General features: G+C 33.6%; 20 protein-coding genes. 4 read left to right on the forward strand and 16 right to left on the reverse strand.

What is annotated here, in order from left to right:
* The first annotated feature begins 150 nt into the window (after positions 1 to 150).
* The 3 genes from rho to NNH57_RS10210 all read left to right on the forward strand — a co-directional run bounded on the left by rho (position 151) and on the right by NNH57_RS10210 (position 4,368).
* A complete protein-coding gene (rho, locus tag NNH57_RS10200) occupies positions 151 to 1,794 on the forward strand; it encodes a transcription termination factor Rho (protein WP_074408979.1) in 1,644 nt (547 codons plus the stop codon).
* A gap of 145 nt (positions 1,795 to 1,939) precedes the next feature.
* Positions 1,940 to 2,611 carry a peptide-methionine (S)-S-oxide reductase MsrA gene (gene msrA, locus NNH57_RS10205; protein WP_108807713.1) on the forward strand — a complete coding sequence of 224 codons (672 nt, stop codon included), beginning with the start codon at positions 1,940 to 1,942 and terminating at the stop codon, positions 2,609 to 2,611.
* A gap of 605 nt (positions 2,612 to 3,216) precedes the next feature.
* Complete coding sequence (locus NNH57_RS10210; protein ID WP_074408981.1) at positions 3,217 to 4,368, forward strand: SH3 domain-containing protein; 1,152 nt, start codon at positions 3,217 to 3,219, stop codon at positions 4,366 to 4,368.
* A gap of 362 nt (positions 4,369 to 4,730) precedes the next feature.
* On the opposite strand, the gene NNH57_RS10215 is transcribed toward NNH57_RS10210, so the two are convergent.
* The 4 genes from NNH57_RS10215 to argS all read right to left on the reverse strand — a co-directional run bounded on the left by NNH57_RS10215 (position 4,731) and on the right by argS (position 9,742).
* Positions 4,731 to 5,615, reverse strand: coding sequence for a bifunctional 5,10-methylenetetrahydrofolate dehydrogenase/5,10-methenyltetrahydrofolate cyclohydrolase (locus NNH57_RS10215; RefSeq protein ID WP_074408982.1), 885 nt, complete (start codon positions 5,613 to 5,615; stop codon positions 4,731 to 4,733).
* A gap of 37 nt (positions 5,616 to 5,652) precedes the next feature.
* The gene (gene ffh / locus NNH57_RS10220) at positions 5,653 to 6,981 is read right to left on the reverse strand and encodes a signal recognition particle protein (protein WP_074408983.1); all 1,329 of its coding nucleotides are present in this window, start codon (positions 6,979 to 6,981) and stop codon (positions 5,653 to 5,655) included.
* 364 nt (positions 6,982 to 7,345) lie between these two features.
* Positions 7,346 to 7,813 carry a GNAT family N-acetyltransferase gene (locus NNH57_RS10225; RefSeq protein ID WP_025666475.1) on the reverse strand — a complete coding sequence of 156 codons (468 nt, stop codon included), beginning with the start codon at positions 7,811 to 7,813 and terminating at the stop codon, positions 7,346 to 7,348.
* Positions 7,814 to 7,963: 150 nt separating this feature from the next.
* Positions 7,964 to 9,742, reverse strand: a complete 1,779-nt coding sequence (argS, locus tag NNH57_RS10230; RefSeq protein ID WP_074408985.1) for an arginine--tRNA ligase — start codon at positions 9,740 to 9,742, stop codon at positions 7,964 to 7,966.
* 345 nt (positions 9,743 to 10,087) lie between these two features.
* Between argS and NNH57_RS10235 the strand changes: the two genes are divergently transcribed.
* Entirely contained in the window at positions 10,088 to 10,732 is a 645-nt protein-coding gene (locus NNH57_RS10235; protein WP_074408986.1) for a chromophore lyase CpcT/CpeT, read from the forward strand.
* 14 nt (positions 10,733 to 10,746) lie between these two features.
* Here NNH57_RS10235 and NNH57_RS10240 read toward each other — a convergent pair whose 3' ends face one another.
* The 12 genes from NNH57_RS10240 to ykgO all read right to left on the reverse strand — a co-directional run bounded on the left by NNH57_RS10240 (position 10,747) and on the right by ykgO (position 20,779).
* Positions 10,747 to 11,157: an RrF2 family transcriptional regulator gene (locus NNH57_RS10240; RefSeq protein ID WP_025666472.1), complete on the reverse strand. Its 411-nt coding sequence runs from the start codon at positions 11,155 to 11,157 to the stop codon at positions 10,747 to 10,749.
* 68 nt (positions 11,158 to 11,225) lie between these two features.
* Positions 11,226 to 12,134: a citrulline utilization hydrolase CtlX gene (gene ctlX / locus NNH57_RS10245; RefSeq protein WP_108807711.1), complete on the reverse strand. Its 909-nt coding sequence runs from the start codon at positions 12,132 to 12,134 to the stop codon at positions 11,226 to 11,228.
* Between the two features lie 36 nt (positions 12,135 to 12,170).
* Complete coding sequence (locus NNH57_RS10250; protein WP_074408988.1) at positions 12,171 to 13,133, reverse strand: arginase; 963 nt, start codon at positions 13,131 to 13,133, stop codon at positions 12,171 to 12,173.
* A 201-nt stretch (positions 13,134 to 13,334) separates the two neighbouring features.
* Complete coding sequence (locus NNH57_RS10255) at positions 13,335 to 14,621, reverse strand: citrate synthase (RefSeq protein WP_074408989.1); 1,287 nt, start codon at positions 14,619 to 14,621, stop codon at positions 13,335 to 13,337.
* Between the two features lie 175 nt (positions 14,622 to 14,796).
* On the reverse strand, positions 14,797 to 16,086 hold the full coding sequence (gene eno / locus NNH57_RS10260) for a phosphopyruvate hydratase (protein WP_025666468.1): 1,290 nt from the start codon (positions 16,084 to 16,086) through the stop codon (positions 14,797 to 14,799).
* Positions 16,087 to 16,271: 185 nt separating this feature from the next.
* Entirely contained in the window at positions 16,272 to 17,387 is a 1,116-nt protein-coding gene (carA, locus tag NNH57_RS10265; protein WP_074408991.1) for a glutamine-hydrolyzing carbamoyl-phosphate synthase small subunit, read from the reverse strand.
* Positions 17,388 to 17,596: 209 nt separating this feature from the next.
* A complete protein-coding gene (rplQ, locus tag NNH57_RS10270; protein WP_074408992.1) occupies positions 17,597 to 18,076 on the reverse strand; it encodes a 50S ribosomal protein L17 in 480 nt (159 codons plus the stop codon).
* Between the two features lie 63 nt (positions 18,077 to 18,139).
* On the reverse strand, positions 18,140 to 19,132 hold the full coding sequence (locus tag NNH57_RS10275; RefSeq protein WP_024770856.1) for a DNA-directed RNA polymerase subunit alpha: 993 nt from the start codon (positions 19,130 to 19,132) through the stop codon (positions 18,140 to 18,142).
* A 23-nt stretch (positions 19,133 to 19,155) separates the two neighbouring features.
* Positions 19,156 to 19,761: a 30S ribosomal protein S4 gene (gene rpsD, locus NNH57_RS10280; RefSeq protein WP_025666465.1), complete on the reverse strand. Its 606-nt coding sequence runs from the start codon at positions 19,759 to 19,761 to the stop codon at positions 19,156 to 19,158.
* Positions 19,762 to 19,893: 132 nt separating this feature from the next.
* A complete protein-coding gene (gene rpsK / locus NNH57_RS10285) occupies positions 19,894 to 20,277 on the reverse strand; it encodes a 30S ribosomal protein S11 (protein ID WP_074408993.1) in 384 nt (127 codons plus the stop codon).
* Positions 20,278 to 20,285: 8 nt separating this feature from the next.
* Positions 20,286 to 20,660: a 30S ribosomal protein S13 gene (rpsM, locus tag NNH57_RS10290; RefSeq protein WP_024770859.1), complete on the reverse strand. Its 375-nt coding sequence runs from the start codon at positions 20,658 to 20,660 to the stop codon at positions 20,286 to 20,288.
* Positions 20,661 to 20,662: 2 nt separating this feature from the next.
* A complete protein-coding gene (gene ykgO / locus NNH57_RS10295) occupies positions 20,663 to 20,779 on the reverse strand; it encodes a type B 50S ribosomal protein L36 (protein WP_013621733.1) in 117 nt (38 codons plus the stop codon).
* Positions 20,780 to 20,795 lie beyond the last annotated feature (16 nt).

The raw sequence follows: 20,795 nt of genomic DNA on the forward strand, positions 1-20,795 counted from the left end.
TGTGTAAAAAATAAAAATAAAGTCGTATACTTGCAGCACAAAACCTGTAACCTTCTCAACTAAGGTTACTTACCTTCGAAAATAAAATTTTCCTAGATTTCTTCTTTAGAAAATTTATACCTAAAACGTAAAATTATATAACAAATATAAATGTTAGAGATTTCCGAATTAAAAGCAAAAAAGCTTCCTGAATTGCAAGAAATTGCAAAAAACCTTAATGTACCGAAGTTTCGTACCTTAAAAAAATTAGATTTAGTATATCAAATACTAGATTATCAAGCCACAAATCCTAACAAGGTAAAGCAAGTGGTAGCTGAGGATACTTCAGAAAAAACAGATTCTGAAAAACCCAAACCCAATGTTCGTCAAAGAAGACCTCGTGCTCGTAAACCAGACGGACCTACAAATCCTGCTAAAAAAGACAACAAAGCTCCTAAAGAACAAAAAAGCGAAGTGACCAAACCACTTCCTTCAGAGGAAACTGTTTCTAAAGAGAAAGAAAACACCGACAAAAAAAATAAACCTCACCAAAATAGAGACGATAAAAAGGACAATCGAAACAGAGGTAATGATAAGTCTCAACAAAATAAATCTCGAAATAACAATCCTAACAACACTAATAAAAAGGAGAACGGAAATCGAGACAATAGAAATCGATATAAAGAACCAGATTTTGAGTTTGATGCCATCATCGAAAGTGAAGGTGTACTAGACATTATGCAAGATGGATATGGCTTTTTAAGATCTAGTGACTACAACTATCTTTCTTCTCCAGATGATATCTATGTATCACAATCACAAATCAGACTTTTTGGACTTAAAACAGGTGATACTGTATTAGGACAAGTAAGACCTCCTAAAGAAGGTGAAAAATATTTCCCTCTTATTAAGGTAAATAAAATTAACGGACTTGATCCGCAAGTAGTTCGTGATAGAGTTTCTTTTGAACATTTGACTCCTCTATTTCCGCAAGAAAAATTTAATATTGCAGAAAGACAAAGTACAATCTCTACCAGGATAATGGATTTATTTGCGCCTATAGGAAAAGGACAACGTGGTATGATAGTATCACAACCTAAAACCGGTAAGACCATGCTACTTAAGGATGTTGCTAATGCCATTGCAGCAAATCATCCCGAAGTATACCAAATGATCCTTCTTATAGATGAAAGACCAGAAGAAGTTACAGATATGCAGCGTAATGTAAAAGGAGAAGTAATCGCTTCTACCTTTGACAAAGAAGCTAACGAGCATGTAAAAGTAGCTAACATCGTACTAGAAAAAGCCAAAAGATTAGTAGAGTGTGGTCATGATGTAGTCATTCTATTAGATTCAATCACAAGACTAGCCAGAGCATACAACACTGTACAACCCGCTAGTGGAAAAATATTAAGTGGTGGTGTAGATGCTAATGCTTTACACAAACCAAAACGTTTCTTTGGTGCTGCACGTAACATAGAAAATGGAGGTTCATTAACTATCATCGCAACAGCATTAACAGAAACAGGTTCTAAAATGGACGAAGTAATCTTTGAAGAATTCAAAGGAACTGGTAACATGGAACTACAATTAGATCGTAAAATCTCTAATCGTAGAATTTTCCCTGCTATTGACCTTACATCTTCAAGTACTCGTCGAGATGACATTCTATTAGACGAAACAACTATTCAAAGAATGTGGGTAATGCGAAAATATCTTGCAGATATGAACCCAGTAGAAGCGATGGAATTTATTAATGAACGTTTTAAGCAAACAAGAAATAATGACGAGTTCCTTATTTCTATGAACGGATAACAATACATTTATAATAAATAACAAAGGCGGCTATCAGTTAATATTGATAGCCGCCTTTGCTTTATCATATTATTTTATCACTTTTAATAAATAAACTGAAAGTTTTCTAAGAAGAAATTGACCAAGTATTAAAATTTAATATATCATGAAAAATATACTATATATAATATGGAGTGCTGTTTTATTATTCTCGAGTTGCCAAAGCAATAGCCAATCAGTTAATAATAAAAAAGAAGTTACATCAAACGAAAATATCACACCAGTGAGCGTTAAACCTATTGACGGTACAGAAAGAGCTTATTTTGCCAGTGGATGTTTTTGGTGCGTTGAAGCTATTTACGAAAGCGTGAAAGGCGTTAAAGAATCTATCTCTGGCTACTCAGGAGGCCATACCAAAAACCCAACATACCAATCAAGTAATACTGGGCGAACAGGACATGCCGAAGCCGTAGAGATCATTTATGATCCAAAAATTGTTTCTTTTTCAACTTTGGTAGATGTATATTTTGGATCACAAAATCCAACACAGGCTAATGGACAAGGTCCAGATCATGGCTCGCAATACAGATCGATTATCTTTTATCAAAACAAAGAGCAGAAAAAAATAATCGAAGACAAGAAAGAAGCATTAGGCAAAAAACTAAACCGAAGAATAGCAGCAGAAATATTACCATTTCAAAAATTCTGGAAAGGAGAGGCTTATCATCAAGATTATGAAAAAAGAAACCCAGGCAACCCCTACATACGTAATATATCTGTCCCCAGGTTAAAAAGATTTCAAACAAAATTCCCTAACCTTATTAAAGAAAAACATTGAAGTTAGTTCACATATCAATTTAAGTATAGAGTTTGATATCCCAATTAAAGCTCATAACCCCTTGTTAAACCTATGTTAAAACAAGATAGAGCCTTGTACTTATCAAATCAAATATTTTTCACATTTACATATATCTATAACACATGACTTACAAAACCGACAATGCTATCTAAAAACCACAACTAAATCGGTTGTATTGTCAAAAAAAATCGTTGAAAAACACAAAATGATGGAAATAAATTGTTATTTTTATTGAAATAAAATGAAAACAAGTTGTGTTTTTCATATTAAAACATTACTTTTGAGTCTGATTTAATGGTTTTCTTTTCAGTATTTTAATCGAAAGTATTGAAGTTTTGCTAGAGCAAAAACACATTAACTTATTGAAAAACAAATCATTACAGATCAAATTGTTCTTTAAAAAATTGTAATTCTTTTAATGTTTATTAGATTGTATTAAAAGAAGAAATTAGAGCTAAAATATTTTTGGCATCCTTTTTGAAGATCGATTTTTGACGGTAAATTATGTTTTTTTATAAATTTTTAATTAAAGAAATAGTAATATTAAATTTGAATTATAACCCAATCTACTTAAAACAAGCGATATGAAGTCTATTTTTACATTTATTCTGCTTTTGGTGATTACTTTCTCGTCTGCTCATGCTCAGGATGGGCAATACTTAATGTCTTCTAATAAATTAGAAGTTCGAAGTGGTCCAGGTCTACAATTTAATACCATCGCCGAGGTTCCTCAAGGAACTCAGGTGTATGTAATGAGCTCTAATTATGGAGAATGGAGTGCAATACAGTTCAAGAAAATGAACGGATTTGTACTTAGTAAGCTATTAACCGAGGATAGTCGAATTGCAGATGCAGAAAGAGCTGCTCAAGAAGCAGCAGCAAAAAGAGAAGCTGCAAAACAAGCAGCATCAAGAGCAATTGCACAGGCAGAAGCTGCCAAAAAAGCTGCAGAAGAAGCAGCAAGAAAAGCAATTGCTAACGCAGAACGTCTAAAGAGAGAAGCAGAAGCAGCAGCTGCAAAAGCTATTGCAGATGCAGAAGCAGCAAAACGATCAAAAGATGTTGCTGCGCAACGAGCTCTTGCAGACACAGAAGAAACAAGAAAAGCGGTGGAAGAAGCTAACAGAAGAGCTGCAAGAGGTTCGAATGTAGCCTCTAATCCTATCGAATCTACAACACCATCTTATGGTTCTAGCTCAAATACGAGCTCTCCTAAAGCTGCTTCTATAGAAGTATCTAGAGAAGATAAGTACTCTAGCTGGGAGAAAAAGACATATAAGTCTGGTGCAACTCCAAAATCATTTAACTTTAAAGGTAAGTTTGACTATAAATTAGACAACTACCTAAAAATTAAAGTAGGAAAAAATACAGAAGTTGTTATTAAGATGTACAAAATGGGTAAAACCAAAGCTGATGACCAGTTAGTACGTGTAACTTTTATCAACTCTAATGCTACTCAGTTTATCAGAAACATTCCAGAAGGAGAATACTACCTGAAAATTGCATACGGTAAGGAATGGAAAGAAACTACTGAGAATGGTAAAAAATTCGGAACTTTTACTAAGAACGCTTTATATGAGCATAGTAAACAAATCTTAGATTTTAACACAGTTAAAACTTCTAAGGGTATCAACGTTCCTTCATATAATTTAGCACTAGATCTTCTTCCTAGTGGAGGTGGATATAGTACTGGTAGTGATGACAACATTACTGCAAGTAAATTTAACGAAAATTAAAAATACGATTACATACATTTTATAATCACCAAAATATAAATGTAACATATATAATAAACGCCAGGACTTTATGAGTTCTGGCGTTTATATATAAATATGATAAGGATTTTTTCAGAAGGAAATTCTCACATAACTAACTAAAAAGCCAGTGCATACAATTGTATGCACTGGCTTTTTAGTTATTAATTATGGTATTTATATTAGATCAAAGTATTTAAGTGATTAAAAGCATTCAAATCTAGGATTTTAAACATAGTATAGAAAAATCACATCGATATCAAGCTTTTTTAATACAGAATCCAGCTCTTAACACTCCTTATAATTATCGTATCGGATACCTATTTTCTTAGATCAAATCAAAATTATTTATTATTTTGATGTCTTTCTCTTGCTAATAATGTATTTTTAAGTAACATCGCTATTGTCATTGGCCCCACTCCTCCGGGTACAGGAGTAATAAAAGATGCTTTTTTACTTACATTTTCAAAATCTACATCCCCAACAATCCTATATCCTTTTGGAGTAGATTCATCAGAAACTCTTGTAATTCCAACATCAATAACAACTGCATTCTCTTTCACCATCTCGGCTTTCAAAAAATTAGGAACTCCCAGGGCAGAAATAACAATATCTGCCTGAGCAATGATTTGCTCAATATTTTTAGTATGACTATGGGTTAATGTTACTGTAGAATTACCAGGAGAACCTTTTCTTCCCATTAAAATACTAATAGGCCTACCTACAATATGACTTCTACCAATTACCACAGTATGTTTTCCTTTGGTCTCTACATTGTAGCGTTCTAATAATTCTAAAATACCAAACGGAGTAGCAGAAATAAAGGCTGGCATCTCTAGCGCCATTCTTCCAAAATTCATAGGATGAAAACCATCCACATCCTTATCAGGGTGTACCGCTAAAAGTATTTTTTGTTCATCAATCTGAGGAGGTAATGGCAATTGCACTATAAAACCATCGATATCATCATCTTCATTAAGCTCTTTAATCTTAGCTAACAGTTCTATTTCACTGGTAGTATCAGGCATTTTTACTAAAGTAGATTCAAAACCTATTCGTTCACAAGCCCTAACTTTACTACCCACATAGGTTAAACTAGCACCGTCATTACCTACCAGAACTGCTGCAAGATGTGGCACTTTTTCACCACGTTCTTTCATTTTTTGAACTTCAACAGTTATTTCATCTTTAATATCGTTGCTTACTTTTTTTCCATCTAATATTTCCATGTGCCTAAATTACCTGTTATTTCCCAAAAAATTACAATTATTTCATTTTACCCATCATCTGCATCATTCGTTTTCCACCACCACCTTGCATCATTTTCATCATCTTACTCATCTGATCAAATTGCTTTAACAATTGATTTACTTGTTGTATGGATGTTCCCGAACCTTTACCAATTCGTTTCTTTCTGCTAGAATTTATAATTTGTGGCTTTGATCGTTCTTCTGGCGTCATAGAATGTATAATCGCTTCAATATGCCTAAATGCATCATCATCGATATCCATATTTTTCATCATTTTCCCTGCTCCTGGGATCATTCCGATCAAATCCTTCATATTACCCATTTTCTTAATCTGCTGAATTTGCTTTAAGAAATCATCAAATCCGAACTGATTTTTGGCAATTTTCTTTTGTAATTTTCTTGCTTCTTCTTCATCAAACTGTTCTTGAGCGCGCTCTACCAGAGATACTACATCTCCCATCCCCAAAATACGATCTGCCATACGAGAAGGATAGAATACATCAATAGCTTCCATTTTCTCCCCGGTACCAATAAATTTAATTGGTTTATCAACAACCGATTTTATAGATATCGCTGCTCCACCTCGAGTATCACCATCAAGCTTAGTCAGGATTACTCCATCAAAGTTAAGTACGTCATTAAAGGCTTTTGCAGTATTAACTGCATCCTGACCTGTCATAGAATCAACAACGAATAAGGTTTCATTAGGAGTAACCGCTTTATGGATATTTGCTATCTCTGTCATCATCACTTCGTCTACAGCCAAACGCCCCGCGGTATCAATAATAACGACATTAAATCCATTTGCTTCTGCATGCGCTACACCAGCTTTGGCAATAGCAACCGGATCATTATTACCTCTATCACTAAAAACCTCTACGTTAATCTGCTCTCCAACTACGTGCAATTGATCTATCGCCGCAGGTCTATATACATCACAAGCAACAAGAAGTGGTTTTTTAGTTTTTTTAGTAGCAAGAAAATTAGCAAGTTTTCCCGAAAAAGTAGTTTTACCAGAACCTTGTAATCCCGACATCAAAATAACAGATGGTTTACCTGATAAATCAACCTCTACAACATCGCCTCCCATCAATTCTGTTAATTCATCCTTGACAAGTTTCACCATCAACTGCCCTGGTTTAAGGCTTTTTAAAACATTTTGACCTAATGCTTTTTCTTTTACTGTTGAGGTAAATTCTTTAGCAATTTTATAATTTACATCGGCATCAACTAATGCTCTTCGCACCTCCTTAAGTGTCTCTGCAACATTTACTTCTGTTATCTGCCCATGACCTTTTAGAATATGTAAAGCCTTATCTAGCTTATCACTTAAATTATCAAACATATATTTTCTCGTATTTTGAAAACACTACCTTCATCGATAGATCGGTGCAAATTTAAGGATTTGAAGTGTATAAATAAAGGATGGAATTATAGAATTACAGAATCACAATCAAACAATATAGTATCACATGTAGTTTTGTTTCGCCAAAAACAAGATTAGTATACGATTTCACACATTGTTTTACCTTAAAAAACTAAAAATCATCTACATACTCGGTAAGCTCATTATATATTTTTAAAACTACCCAAATCATGAATCTATTTTTTGAAATTCAATCAAAACAAAAACATATGCATCCATAATTACACATCCTAAAAAAAATAGAACGAGAATTTATATATGATTTGGTTTTAGATATTAGTTTTTAGAGATGTTTTACGCCGCTATAACTTATTACTTCCTCTCCTCCAACGACTTTTGAAGCATTTTTAATAATTTCGAAGCCATTTTTCTGGAAAAACGAACGGGTTAACATATTAACCTGAGTAGTTAATGTTTTTATATTTGTTTCTTTTGCTATTTCTTCGATAGTACGATACAATTCACTAGCAATACCTCGCCCATGATAATTCATATGAACAAATATATACTCAATATTCCCTTTTGGATCCATAGAAAAAGAACCTACAATTTCACCATTTAACTTAGCATTATAAATAAAGTCCTTACTAAATTTATTTTGCCAATATGCTTTGTTTATGGCCAATCGAGAGTAAATTTTAATTTCAGATTTTGTGAATACCATAGAGCCATACGTAATCACCGTTTGATAAAACAAATGTTGCATCAACGGTAAATCCTGGTCGGTTGCTCTTGATATTTGGCACTTCATCTTACTAAAATAAAAAAACAGATGATTTAATATAGTATTTACTATTGATTTTTATCTTATACTTTGGACAAAAGGAATAAAAAATCGATATTCTTCTCTTTTTAAAGCAAAAAATATCGACTCTAAAGGTTTTAACACCTATATCTAAAACTACATCCTTTCGGGAACGTTAATCCCTAAAAGTTTAAATCCAGATTTAATAGTTTTACCCACCAGGCTAGAAATTTGAACTCTAAATATTTTTTCCTGATCTGTATCTGCTCCGAATATAGATACATTTTGAAAAAACGAATTATAAGTCTTTACCAAGTCATAAGTATAATTACTAATTATGGCTGGACTAAGTTCATTCGCAGCATTCTGAATAATTTCTGGATAAAGCTCTAATTGTTTAATAAGTTCTTTTTCCTTTTCATGTAACGCTATATCAACTATCGGGGTGTCATAATCAAAATCTGCTTTTCGCAGAATTGCTTGAATACGTGCATAGGTATATTGTATAAATGGCCCTGTATTTCCTTGAAAATCTACCGATTCTTCGGGATTAAAAAGAATACGTTTTTTGGGATCTACTTTCAAAATAAAATATTTTAATGCCCCAAGACCTATAATACTGTAAATTTCTGCTTTTTCATCTTCTGTATAGCCATCTAATTTACCCAGGTCTTTAGAAATCTCACCAGCAGTCACTGCCATTTGAGTAATTAAATCATCAGCATCTACTACCGTTCCTTCTCTACTTTTCATTTTACCACTAGGCAAATCAACCATACCATAACTTAGATGATGTAAATATTGTGCCCAGTCATACCCTAATTTTTTCAAAATTAAAAACAACACCTTAAAATGATAATCTTGCTCATTCCCTACAGTATATATCATCCCTCCTATGTCAGGGTTATCCTTAACACGTTGTATTGCTGTTCCTATATCCTGAGTCATATATACTGCAGTACCATCGCTACGCAATACTATTTTTTCGTCAAGACCTTCATCGGTTAGATCACACCATATCGACCCATCTTCTTTTTTGAAAAATACACCTGTAGCCAATCCATCTTCGATATTATCCTTACCAAGAAGATATGTATTACTTTCATAGTAGTAGCTATCAAAATCTACTCCTAAAACCTTATAGGTCTGATCAAAACCATCATACACCCAACCATTCATCATTTCCCAAAGCTTCACCACTTCTTCATCTCCTGCTTCCCATTTACGAAGCATTTCCTGGGCTTCTACTATGATCGGAGCTTCCTTTTTTGCGTCCTCTTCTGTTTTACCCGCAGAAATTAACTCAGCAATTTGATCTTTATAGACTTTATCAAATTTCACATAATAATTCCCGACCAATTTATCTCCTTTTAACCCCGTAGATTCTGGTGTTTTTCCATCTCCATATTTCTGCCAGGCTAACATAGATTTACAAATATGTATACCTCTATCATTAATAATTTGGGTTTTATATACTTTTTTACCGCTAGCTTTGATAATTTCTGCTACTGCATATCCTAAAAGATTATTTCTAATATGTCCTAAATGCAGAGGCTTATTTGTATTAGGTGAGGAATACTCTACCATAATCGCCTTATCTTCTTCTGAAGGGGTTACAAAACCATAATGCTCGATATTTTTGATTTCTGCAAAAAAATTAAGGTAATATGAATCTGAAATCACTAGATTTAGGAACCCTTTAACTACATTATAGGCATCAATTTCTTTTATATGCTCTACCAAATACTTCCCTATGGATTCTCCTATCTGAACAGGGTTTCCTTTAACCACACGAAGCATCGGAAACACTACTACAGTAACATCTCCCTCAAATTCTTTTCGGGTAGCTTGTAATTCTACAGATTCCAGATCAGCACTATACAATTGTTGTATTACTTCTTTTACTTTTTCTGAAATGGTTTGTTGTAAACTCATCTTCTTAAAAATTAAGCTGCAAAGATAATAGAAATTACACAGCGACACTACGTGTTTTCACATCATTTCATTATATTGTACATAAAAAAACACTAGTCAATAACTCGCATAAAAAATCCCCTGAGTTAAATTAGAAAACAAATTGCAAAATCGTTTTTCCTTTTGCACCAACACAAGTAGATTGATTATTTACGATGTCAATACTATCTATTTATTACTTTGTATTTGGGGTTTCGATCTGCAAAATTGTATAGCCAAATCAATTTTACTAGGATAAAACGCTAAGTTTTATCGATAAATTGCGTTTTTTTTTCGTATTTTTTTTATATTTATTAAAACAACTATATGAGGCAATTTTTACTAATTATTTTTCTATCAATATTATTTTCATCCTGCAATTCTAATCCTGTAAAAGATATTGAATTACACAATTTGGTAGCATTATTAATTGGTGAATTTTCTAATGAAGAACAAGCTGAAAATGATTCTAGTTTTGCTCATCTTAATTTAATTAATATTAGAATCTGGAAAGATAAGCCTGGATATTGGGTATATTCTGAAGTATCGGATGCTAAAGGAGATCATCATGTATACAATCAGACAATATTAAACTATGAACGATTAGACTCTTCGACTATCAAAAGCACAAGTTATAAAATCATTAGTATAAAGGACCATAGTGCTGATCTAAATAATCCTGAATTCTCTGGCAGACCTTCAACCAAACTCTTTGATAGATTAACTTTGGATAGTCTGGAAATAAAAACCGGATGTCAGGTATATTTTAAGAAAAAAACTTCGACAATATATTCTGGTAAAACGGGTAAGGGTTCTTGCAACAAGAATATTGATTATATCGATTATATTATGAGTACTTATGTGGTTAGTAAAGATAAGATATCGATATGGACCAAAGGGTATAACAACAACGGAAAACAAGTATGGGGCAAAATCAAAGGGCCTTATAAATACAAAAGAACCGGTAAGTAAAGATCACTTTGTAATTACTTAACAAAATCTGCTAATGTTTTATTTTCTAAAACTTTTAACGTACTATCTCTCACTTCAATCATAACACTATGTACCGCGCATTTATCTTCGTCGGGGCAATCGTCGCATTTTTCATAAAAATTAAGACTCACACATGGCACCATAGCAATAGGTCCTTCTAAAACTCTAATTACAGACGCCATTGTGATATTTTTTGGCTCTTTAATCAAATAATACCCTCCTCCTTTTCCTTTTTTGGAACCTAAAAAACCTGTTTTTCTTAGTGTTAACAGAATGCTCTCTAAAAACTTTTGAGAAATATTTTCATTAGATGCAATCTCTGAGATTAACACGGGATCATCACATCTCTTTTTTGCAATATAAGTAAGCGCCTTTAAGCCATATTTAGTTTTTTTCGAAAGCATACTTTAATTGATTTCTTGTAATTTATAGTTACTGGTTAAGTTTGAAGTTTTAACTACAGCTTATAGAACTACAAACTTTTCGGAAGAAAAACTTCTGCCATCATACAACGTGCACTCCCTCCGCCTAATGTTTCGATTGTATTAAGATCGCTATGAAGAATTGCACAATGCTTTTCTACCCTGGTAATTTGATCTTTAGTTAGACTCTTAAACGCTGTAGATGACATGACAATATAGCGCTTATCTCCCAAACCAACAACTTGGAGCATATTACCTGCAAAGTTGTTTACTTGGTTTTCAGTAATAGCAATAATCTCTTTACCATCATTTTTTAGATGATTAACAAGATTTTTGCGTTCTTTTTTATCATCTATAGATTCCAGACATACAACTGCGACTGTTTCTCCTACCCCCATCATTACATTGGTATGATATATTGGCAATCGTTTTTCATTAACCGTTTGATATGCTGTAAAGATAACGGGTGTATATTCAAAATCTTCGCAAAACTCTATAAACAAATCCTCATCTGCTCGAGGAGATAATGCACAATATGCTTTCCTGTTTACCCTATCTAATACCAGGCTACCTGTACCTTCAAGAAACACCCCTTCATCTTCGGCATCGGTATAATCTATAATATTACTTATTTCAAACCCAGATGCTTCTAATTGGTCCAAAACTTCGGGCCTACGTTCTTTTCTTCTATTTACAGCAAACATCGGATATAACCCCACATCTCCATTTTCATGAAAAGACACCCAATTGTTAGGAAAAATAGAGTCAGGAGTATCATTTTGGGGATCATCATCAATTACAATTACGTGCACCCCAGCTTCTCTTAATACTTTTACAAATTGATTAAACTCTTGTTGAGCTTTAATATTAGCAGTTTCTATATCTATACCTGCTGTTTCCTGGTAGTAATTATTTACAGCCGTTTGTTCATTCATCCTAAATTGAACAGGACGAATCATTACTATCGTATTGGTTATTTGTTTTTCCAAATAAATTTAGCTTATCATTTTTTCTGTAATAGTTGCTGTTGTTGCTTTTAACACATCAAAAGCAGCTTCTGCCATCTTATTTCCTTTATTATCTAGCGTAGGATTCACCTCTACTACCTCAAAGCAAACAGTTTTCTTTGTTTTTACGAATGCTTGAATAATACGAATCGCTTCATCAATATCAAATCCTCTAGAAACAGGTGTTCCTGTTCCTTTAGAAATCAAATCACAATCCATACTATCAACATCAAAAGATATATATATCATATCGCAGGATTCTAATCTTTGAATTGCTTCTTCTAAACATTGTTCAAAACCGCGGTAGCGCATTTCTTCTACCATATAATTTTTAATCCCATTTTCTGCGATTACTCCTTCTTCTGGTTCTTCTGTATCTCTCACTCCAAAATACACGATATTTTGGTGCTCTATCTTTTGCCCTTCGACACCAATGTTTTTCATCTTGTTCCACAAATCAGCTGTCTCATCTGACACCTCATTGATCTTAAAGCTTAAATTATCATTAGAAAGTGCTGCCGCCAAAGGCATTCCATGAATATTCCCAGAAGGTGATGTATATGGTGAATGCACATCGGCATGAGCATCTATCCATACCACTCCTAATGTTTTGGTTGGAAAAGCTGCCTTTATCCCACTAATTGTACCTAAGGCTGATGAATGATCTCCTGATAATACAACTGGATATATGTCTTCTTTTAAGTTTCTTGATACGCTATTACTTAATCGGGTACATACATTAAGCACGCTCCCTATTCGTTTAGCAAATGAATTGTTTACCTTATTGTATATAGTTTCATTTTCTGTTTCTACATTTTCATAAGGATACAGATTAAAATAATCATCATCTTTATTAATAGCTGCAATTTCTATTGCATCAACTCCCAGATCAGAACCTCTTGTTCCTGCGCCAATATCCGATCTATTTTTAACTAATTTAATTTCTTTCATTACTTATGCTACTGGTTTTAATTGCTTTTAGAAATATGCTACAATCAAAACATCTTTATCCAATTTATTTATTGAACTCGTTATGAATTCGCAACTAATTTTAACAATCCATCTCTATTTAGAGCGGCATAAAGATAAAATAAAAAAGCCTTACTACTATTAATTATAATGTAAGGCCTTTATATTTTAAATATCTAATTTTTATCTATTTTCTACTTTCACAAAAGGTCTGGAGTTTTCACCAACATATATTTGTCTTGGTCTTCCGATTGGTTCTTTACGAAGTCTCATTTCTTTCCATTGAGCTATCCATCCTGGCAATCTTCCTAAAGCAAACATTACAGTAAACATTTCTGTAGGTATACCTAAAGCTCTATAAATAATCCCCGAGTAGAAATCTACATTTGGGTATAGTTTTCTTTGTACAAAGTATTCATCTTCGAGAGCTACTTTAGCTAGTCCTTTAGCAATATCAAGAACCGGATCTTCAATTCCTAAATCACCTAATACTTCTTCTGCTGATTTTTTGATAATCTTAGCTCTTGGATCAAAGTTTTTATATACCCTATGACCAAATCCCATTAAACGGAAAGGGTCGTTTTTATCTTTAGCTTTTGCAATATACTTAGCTGTATCTCCTCCATCTGCTTTAATTGCCTCAAGCATTTCTATAACTGCCTGGTTTGCTCCTCCATGAAGTGGCCCCCATAATGCAGATATCCCTGCTGATAATGATGCAAACAATCCTGCATGAGAAGATCCAACAATTCTAACGGTAGAAGTAGAACAGTTTTGCTCATGATCTGCATGAAGTATCAATAATTTATCCAATGCATCATACACAAGTTTATTAGGTTCGTAAGCTTTATTAGGCCTTCCAAACATCATCTTATGTAAATTCTCTACATATCCCAAAGAGTTATCTCCATAATCTAGCGGAAGACTTTTTCTTTTCCTCATTGTCCAAGCTGCAAGTACTGGGAATTTTGCCAGTATTTTTACAATAGCATTATACATTTCTTCTTCTGAGTCAACATCTACCGATCCTGGATTAAAAGCTATTAATGCATTAGTTAAAGAAGACAGTACTCCCATTGGGTGTGCACTTTTAGGAAATCCATCAAGGATCTTCTTCATATCTTCATCTACATGAGATTCTTCTTTTATATCTCTATCAAATTTTTCTAGCTCTACTTTTGTTGGTAATTCTCCAAAAATTAATAAATAAGCAACTTCTAAAAAATCTGCCTTTTCTGCCAATTCTTCTATAGAATATCCTCGGTATCTTAAAATTCCTTTTTCTCCATCAAGAAATGTAATACCACTCTCACAACTTCCGGTATTTTTATACCCAGGATCGATGGTTGTAATCCCTCCGGTTACCCCTCTTAGTGTTTTAATATCAATTCCTAATTCTTTCTCTGTTCCTTCTATTATCGGAAACTCATATTTATTACCGTCGATTTCTAACGTAGCTATTTTTGACATTTGATTATTTTAGAATTTTGCTGTTATTGTAGGATCGCTAAATTACGAAATATAGTGTTAACATAGTATTAATCGTAAGATCATTTTTACCCTTACAACTCATTTTCAAAATTATATAAAAAACAAAGCGACTATCTAATTAGATAGTCGCTTTATACTCTATTGATACTTTCTATTATTTTACCTTAAATGCATTCTCTTTTGGAAAATAAGCAATGGTTCCCAACTCTTCTTCAATACGAAGTAATTGATTATATTTTGCCATTCTATCACTACGAGAGGCAGATCCTGTTTTGATTTGCCCTGTATTTAAAGCAACGGCCAGATCAGCAATAGTATTATCTTCTGTTTCACCAGAACGGTGTGACATAACAGAAGTATACCCTGCATTATGTGCCATGTTTACAGCTGCAATAGTTTCGGTAAGAGTTCCTATTTGGTTGACTTTAATTAGTATTGAATTGGCAATACCATTTTCAATTCCTTTTGAAAGTCGTTCTACATTAGTAACAAACAAATCATCACCAACCAATTGAACTTTATCACCTACCTTATCTGTAAGATATTTCCATCCTTCCCAATCGTTCTCATCCATACCATCTTCTATAGAAATAATTGGGTATTTTGAAGCTAGTTCTGCAAGATAATCTGCTTGTTCTTCACTCGTACGTATTACTCCTTTATCGCCTTCAAATTTTGTATAGTCATACTTACCATCAACAAAAAATTCTGCTGCCGCACAATCTAGTGCAACCATTATTTCATCTCCAAATTTGTATCCTGCTTTCTCTACTGCAAGGGCAATTGAATCTAAAGCATCTTCTGTTCCATCTAATGCTGGAGCAAATCCTCCTTCATCACCTACCGCAGTACTCAGACCTCGATCATGTAATACTTTTTTAAGATTATGAAAGATCTCGGTTCCCATTTGCATGGCATGTGTAAAGTTTTTGGCTTTTACTGGCATAACCATAAATTCCTGAAATGCTATTGGAGCATCACTATGCGAACCTCCATTGATAATATTCATCATAGGTACCGGTAGCGTATTAGCACTTACTCCTCCAACATAACGATATAGCGGCATACCTAATTCGTTTGCTGCTGCTTTTGCTGCTGCTAACGAAACTCCTAATATTGCATTAGCACCAAGTTTTGATTTGTTAGAAGTGCCATCTAATTGGATCATGGTCTGATCTAATAAATTTTGATCAAATACAGAATATCCTAATAACTCTTCAGCAATTATTGTATTTACATTTTCGACAGCCTTAAGAACTCCTTTACCCATATATGCTGCACCACCATCTCGTAGTTCTACAGCTTCGTGTTCTCCAGTAGATGCCCCAGAAGGAACAGCAGCTCTTCCTAAAATACCGTTTTCGGTAATCACGTCTACTTCTACAGTTGGGTTACCACGTGAATCTAAGATTTGCCTAGCGTGAATATTAATAATTACACTCATGTTTTTAATTTATTTTGTTGGATAATTTTAATTCTTCGCAATATACAAAACCAGTATACTTTAATCCCTTCAAAAAAACCATATTTTACCCTAGAATCCATGATATAATGATCAAGTTATCAACTATAACGTTATAGATTAAAGTTTTATCAAAAAGAATCAAAAGTTACTAAGCTACCGTTATATTATGCTGTGGTTTTTGTTTTTTTAATATTCTCGATAAATTGATCAAACAAGTAGATTGAATCATTAGGTCCCGGACTAGCCTCTGGGTGGTATTGTACAGAAAAACAGTTCTTATTTTTCATTTTGATTCCTGCAACGGTATCATCATTAAGATGCACATGGGTTATTTCTACATCAGGATGTTTTTCTGTTTCTTCTCTATGTATTGCGAAACCATGATTCTGAGAAGTGATTTCTCCTTTGCCTGTAATGAGATTTTTAACCGGATGATTTATTCCTCTATGCCCATTATGCATTTTATAAGTACTTATTCCATTTGCTAATGCTATCACCTGATGCCCTAAACAGATACCAAATAGTGGTAAATCTTTTTCAAGAATCTCTTTTGCTGTTGCGATTGCCTGAGTTAACGGTTCTGGATCACCAGGACCATTAGAAAGGAAGTATCCATCTGGTTCCCATCCGCTCATTTCTTCGAATGTAGCATTATACGGGAATACTTTTACATATGCATCTCGGCTTGTAAGGTTACGCAGTATATTTTTCTTTATTCCTATATCTAAAGCTGAAATCTTATAAGTAGCATTAGGGTCACCCACAAAATAAGGTGCCGTAGTAGAAACTTTTGAAGCTAACTCTAAACCATTCATATCAGGAACCGCTGCAAGTTCTTTTTTTAGTTTATCTACATCATCAACCTCTGTAGAGATCACCGCATTCATTGCTCCATTATCTCTAATATAACTCACTAATGCTCTCGTATCTACATCAGAAATTGCTAAGAGGTTATGTTTTTCTAAAAATTCTTGTAAAGAACTATCGGCCCTATCCCGAGAATATTCGTAACTAAAGTTCTTAACAATCAAACCTGCAATTTTAATAGAGTCTGATTCTATTTCGTTTTCATTAGTTCCATAATTACCTATATGCGCATTGGTAGCTACCATTAACTGTCCATAATACGAGGGGTCTGTAAAAATTTCCTGATATCCTGTCATACCAGTATTAAAACACACTTCACCAAAAGCGCTACCTTCTCTTCCCACAGCTTTGCCATGAAAAATTGTACCATCTGCTAATAAAAGAATTGCTTTTTTTCGAGATTGATATTTCATTTGTTATATCTATTACTTTTAATGGTCTGATGAAATTCACACAGTATTCATTTTAATTAACCTACTACGTTTATTTCATCATTTTCAACTTTATTTGACTGTAAAATTTCTGTTTCAACAGAAATCATCTTTTTTAGAATTATTCAAAAAAAAAGGATAAACGACGAACGTTTATCCTTTTATTATTATGTGCGATTCGCATTTTTCATTTATTCTTCTTCAGAGCTAGTATTTTCTGTTGCTGGTGCTACAGGGGCAGCCTCAGCCTTTTTCCCTTTACCACCTCTTCTTCTAGATTTCTTCTTAGCAGGCTTACCAGCATTATATAGCTCATTGTAATCTACTAATTCAATCATAGCCATATCAGCATTATCCCCAAGACGATTACCAAGTTTTATAATTCTTGTATATCCTCCTGGTCTATCTCCTACTTTAGGAGCAACATCTCTAAACAATTCTGTTACCGCGTATTTATTACGCAATCTACTGAATACGATACGACGATTATGCGTAGTATCCTCTTTAGATTTTGTCACTAATGGCTCTACAAATTGCTTAAGCGCTTTTGCTTTTGCAACTGTAGTATTGATTCTTTTATGTTCAATTAGAGAACAAGCCATATTCGCAAGCATTGCTTTACGATGTGCTGTTTTTCTTCCTAAGTGATTTACTTTTTTTCCGTGTCTCATGACATTTTATTTTAATCATCATCTTGCTCAATCCACCTCTTGCAGAGAGCAAACTATGATGAGTTAGTCTTTATCCAATTTGTATTTTGAAAGGTCCATACCGAAGTTAAGTCCTTTAACATTCACTAATTCTTCAAGTTCTGTTAAAGATTTCTTACCAAAGTTACGGAACTTCATTAAGTCGTTCTTATTGTAAGATACCAAATCTCCTAAAGTATCTACCTCTGCAGCTTTTAAACAATTAAGTGCACGTACAGAAAGATCCATATCGATCAATTTAGTTTTTAACAACTGTCTCATGTGAAGTGATTCTTCATCATAAGTTTCTGTTTGTGCAATTTCATCAGCTTCTAATGTAATACGCTCATCAGAGAATAACATGAAGTGATGGATTAATATTTTAGCTGCTTCGGTTAATGCATCTTTAGGATGAATAGATCCGTCTGTTACAATTTCGAAAACTAATTTTTCGTAATCTGTTTTTTGCTCTACACGATAGTTCTCAATGCTATACTTAACATTTTTGATTGGAGTGTAAATAGAATCTGTAAAGATGGTTCCAATAGGAGCGTTAGCTTTCTTATTTTCTTCAGCAGGAACATAACCTCTACCTTTTTCGATAGTAATTTCTAGGTTAAGTGCTACTTTTTTATCCATATTACAGATTACAAGATCAGGATTTAACACCTGGAATCCAGAAATAAATTTCTGAAAATCACCAGCAGTTAATTGCTCTTGACCCGAAATAGAGATTGTAACAGATTCATTATCTATATCTTCTATTTGACGCTTAAAACGTACTTGCTTAAGATTTAAGATAATCTCGGTAACATCTTCTACTACTCCAGAGATCGTAGAGAACTCATGATCTACACCTTCTATTCTAAGAGAAGTTATAGCGAATCCCTCTAAAGAAGATAGCAAAACTCTTCGCAAAGCGTTACCAACTGTTAATCCGTACCCAGGTTCTAATGGTCTAAATTCAAATTTACCATCGAACTCTGTGGAGTCGATCATGATAACTTTATCGGGCTTCTGAAAATTTAATATTGCCATGTTATTGTTTCTTCTTTGAGTTATTACTTAGAGTATAATTCGACGATGAATTGTTCGTTAATGTTTTCCGGAATTTGAATTCTAGCCGGAACAGATACAAAAGTACCTTCTTTAGTATCATTATTAAACGTAATCCACTCATACACTTTACTATTATTAGCAAGTGAATTCTGAATTACTTCTAATGATTTTGATTTTTCTCTTACCCCAACAACATCTCCTGCTTTTAATTGATATGAAGGGATGTTAACTTGTTGTCCGTTAACAGTTATGTGTCTGTGAGAAACCAATTGTCTTGCCCCTCTACGAGAATTTGCTAATCCCATTCTGAATACTACATTATCCAAACGAGATTCACAAAGTTGAAGTAATACCTCACCAGTAATTCCTTGTGCACGTGTTGCTTTTTCGAACATGTTACGGAACTGACGCTCTAATACTCCATACGTATACTTTGCTTTTTGCTTTTCCATTAACTGGATAGCGTACTCACTTTTCTTTCCTCTACGTCTGTTATTTCCGTGTTGTCCCGGTGGGTAATTTCTTTTTTCGAATGACTTATCGTCTCCGAAGATCGCTTCACCAAATTTACGAGCGATTTTAGTTTTTGGACCAGTATATCTTGCCATTATTAATAATTTAGTTACTTAGGATGATTATGAATTAAGGTCTCTTTCCTTCGATAATCAATATTCCTAATTTAGATTTACTTATTGTTATTTATATATAAAAAGATCCCGAAGTAAAATTCGGGATAAAATTTATACTCTACGTCTTTTAGGAGGACGGCATCCATTGTGTGGCATTGGAGTAACATCAATAATTTCTGAAACTTCAATACCAGAATTATGAAGAGAACGTATTGCTGATTCTCTACCATTACCAGGACCTTTAACATATACTTTCACCTTCTTAAGTCCAGCTTCGATAGCTACTTTAGAAGCATCTTCTGCAGCTAACTGGGCAGCATAAGGAGTGTTCTTTTTAGAACCTCTAAAACCCATTTTACCAGCAGAAGACCAAGAAATAACGTCTCCCTTTTTATTTGTTAACGAAATAATTATGTTGTTAAAAGAAGCTGTTACGTGTGCTTCTCCTATAGATTCAACAATTACTTTACGTTTTTTTGAAGTTGACTTTGCCATACTACTTATTATTTAGTTGCTTTTTTCTTATTAGCAACTGTTTTTCTTCTTCCTTTACGTGTTCTAGAATTGTTCTTAGTGCGTTGCCCTCTAAGTGGTAAACCAGCTCTATGACGGATACCTCTATAACATCCAATATCCATAAGGCGTTTGATGTTTAACTGTACCTCAGAACGTAATTCTCCTTCGATGGTATAGACTCCAACAGCTTCACGGATACGACCAATTTGGTCATCATCCCAATCTGAAACTTTTACACTTTCATCTACTTTGGCAGTTTCTAAAATTTCTTTAGCTCTACTTCTACCAATTCCGAAGATATAGGTTAATGCTATAACTCCTCGCTTTTGTTTAGGTATATCTACCCCTGCAATTCTTGCCATAATTACCCTTGTCTTTGTTTAAATCTAGGATTCTTTTTATTAATTACGTAAAGTCGGCCTTTTCTACGCACAATCTTGCACTCGGCACTTCTTTTTTTTATTGATGCTCTAACTTTCATCTCTTTGTTTTTAGTT

This window comes from Aquimarina spinulae (assembly GCF_943373825.1).
In the GTDB taxonomy this organism is placed as follows: domain Bacteria; phylum Bacteroidota; class Bacteroidia; order Flavobacteriales; family Flavobacteriaceae; genus Aquimarina; species Aquimarina spinulae.